Origin of the sequence: Roseovarius sp. A46 (genome assembly GCF_004126395.1) — a bacterium.
GTDB classification, from domain to species: domain Bacteria; phylum Pseudomonadota; class Alphaproteobacteria; order Rhodobacterales; family Rhodobacteraceae; genus Roseovarius; species Roseovarius nitratireducens.
Genome location: NZ_PVWS01000094.1, coordinates 376 through 629, shown reverse-complemented (window position 1 = coordinate 629; position 254 = coordinate 376). Strand labels below are relative to the sequence as shown.

The following is a 254-nucleotide window of genomic DNA, read 5'->3' as shown; positions in this document are numbered from 1 at the left end:
CGCCAGCCTCATGCTCGGTCAAAATGCCGATGATCTGTTCTTCCGAAAATCTTGATCGCTTCATTGTCCGTCCCTTCGTTGGGTCGGACTCTAGTTCCAAGTGGAGGAAAAATCCCGTGGCAGGTCATGGGACGAACGGCCCTTCATCTTGCGCACCAGATCCGAGATCGCGAGCTTCGGCGGCACCGAGACGAACATGTGGACGTGATCGCTCGACAGCACCCCGCGCAAGATGTCGACCTCGTTCTCGCGGC

At 57.9% G+C, this 254-nt stretch carries 1 protein-coding gene; it reads right to left on the bottom strand.

Going from position 1 to position 254, the window contains the following annotated elements; genetic code table 11:
* Positions 1–90: 90 nt before the first annotated feature.
* Positions 91–254 (bottom strand): transposase (locus tag C6W92_RS17520; protein WP_277815910.1); only part of this gene is annotated, 164 nt, incomplete at its 5' end.